Origin of the sequence: Mycobacterium sp., assembly GCF_035499775.1 — a bacterium.
Lineage (GTDB): Bacteria > Actinomycetota > Actinomycetes > Mycobacteriales > Mycobacteriaceae > Mycobacterium.
Genome location: NZ_DATJYB010000006.1, coordinates 1 through 2148, shown reverse-complemented (window position 1 = coordinate 2148; position 2148 = coordinate 1). Strand labels below are relative to the sequence as shown.

Below are 2148 nucleotides of genomic sequence, written 5' to 3'. Positions count from 1 at the left end.
CTCGTACGTGCGGAAATCGCAGGTAACCGCTACCCGGGCTGGATCCATATCCCCAGCCAAGCTGGGCAGCACCAAGTGAGCAAACTGGCCAGCTACCGACAGCCCGCCTGAAAGGATCAGGCATGATCGCGCCACCCCGTCTCGCGCGCGATCGCAGTGTTCAGTGCGCTCTGTCGATTCGCTGCTGCTCAGATCGCGCGAACCTCGGCGAGCCGCTTGACTGCGAACTGGTCGGTCCCGCTGGGGTCCCAGCAGACGGCGGCTTCCCATGCGGCGCGCGCTTGCGCGGCGATGTCATACGCGTCGTTGCCGAGACCGGCGGCGTTGTGCGGCAGCGCCAGGTCGAGGTCGGGGACGTCGACGTGCGACTCGTCCCAGTCGATCATCGCGACGCGATCCGCGGTCATGCGGATGTTGCCCGGGTTGGGATCGCCGTGGACGACGCGCGTCGTGCGACCGGTGAGTCGCGCCCACGCTGCTCGGCATCGAGCAACACCGTCGGGCGGCATTGCGCCGAGGTTGACCCTGGTCCCGGTCTCGGCATGCAGGAGGTCGGTCGACGATCGCCAGCCCGGGCGCTGTGGCCAGCCCTGTGTCAGCCGATGCAGCTGGCGGAGTGTGTCGGTGACGCGACGCCAGTCGGCTTCGGTCTCGGGCGGTCCGCCCTCCACATAGGTCATCACCACCAGACCGTCGACGAAGTGCCGGCCGTCCGTGGTCGGGATCGGCACCGGCACCGGCATCCCTTCTCGGTGGAGGTGTCGCAACAGGTCGGTCTCCCATGCGAGATCAGCGTCGCTGCGCCGGCCGAGACGACCGATCGCGAGGTGCCCGTTGACGCGTACGCTCCACACCACGTTGACGCCAACTCCGCCGGTGAGCCGTTCGCTGCGAACCACGTCGTCACCCCACTGCTCGAGCGCCTCCCATCCCACCGGCCACATCTTCGCAGAGGGTCATGAAGCGCTCAACGAGATTACGAACCCAGCAGCACGGGCCAATGATCCGGTGCCGGCCGCCTCCAGCATCTCGTGGAACTGCTGATCGAGTTGCGCCGGACCAGCCCCGAGGCAAGCACGGACCCTTTGACGCTGGCTGGCACACTCGTTGCAAGACCACCGTGGTGAGGTAGAGGGGAAACCAGCTCCGAGCTCGGCACCGCCCCAGCCAACAAACTGCTGGCGAATTAAGACTCAGGAAACTATGCGGAGATGCGCAGACGCATGACCCAGCGCCACTTGGCGATGCGACGGTCGCGGACGAATCCGAACTCTTCGAACAGGCTCTCCGGCCCGGTATGCAGGTAAGCGCCACGTTGCGGGTCACGTCCAGCCACCTGCTCGGGGTAGGCCTCGACCAAGCCTCCGCCAGCATGAGCTATCGCGGCCAGCACCGCGGCAACCCCGGCCCGCGCCACGCCTTGGCGGCGGGATCCGGAGCCGGTGAACAAGCAGCCGATCCGCCAGTCAGGCAACTCGGCTAGGCCCTTTTCATAGGCCTTGGGGTTCTTGATGGTAGCCACCTCGGCCGGTGGCCCGTACTGGCACCAGCCCACGCACCGGCCGTCGTGATAGACGAGCATCTGGTGGATGGTGCCGTTGTTCACGTGAGCGAGCTTGGCCTCGCGGTTGCCCGCTACGGTGCTGTCCTTGCTGATGCCCTCGGGATGAAAGCCGATGCACCAGCAGCCACCCCAGACACCGTTGTTCGCCTCAACCAGTGCGGCGAAGTCATCCCAGGTATCGGGCGTGAGCAGACGCGTCGTGTACGGGGTCACAGCCGATGTCACAGCCCTACTCTCCTCCTGCCCTGGCCTTGGCCGCGTACCCGGGTTGCAGTTCAAACCCGTGCGGCATCGTTCACGGCGGACCGATCGCGGACATTAGTCCAGCCGTTCGGGATCATTCAGCCCCGAACTGCTAATGCGTAGCCGGCTTTCCCGGCATCACCCGCCGCCAAGGCCCGCCGAAGGAGGTTCCTTCCTAATCGCCGATGGCGGCGACGGCGGCGAGGATGGCGTCGATCGCAGCCGCAGGATGCGACACCATCGATACGTGCGATCCTGCGACTTCGGTGATTGTGGAGCCCGCCCGCTCGGCCATGCTGCGCTGGGTGGCAGGGGGGATGACGCGGTCCTCGGTCCCGATC

The 2148-nt window shown here is 66.4% G+C and carries 2 protein-coding genes; both read right to left on the bottom strand.

The genetic code is table 11. The features are described from left to right. Window positions 1-188 precede the first annotated feature (188 nt). Window positions 189-944, bottom strand: a complete 756-nt coding sequence (locus VML93_RS00165; RefSeq protein ID WP_325606398.1) for a phosphotransferase enzyme family protein — start codon at window positions 942-944, stop codon at window positions 189-191. Window positions 945-1201: 257 nt separating this feature from the next. After that, on the bottom strand, window positions 1202-1789 hold the full coding sequence (locus VML93_RS00160; protein WP_325606396.1) for a hypothetical protein: 588 nt from the start codon (window positions 1787-1789) through the stop codon (window positions 1202-1204). Between the last annotated feature and the right edge of the window lie 359 nt (window positions 1790-2148).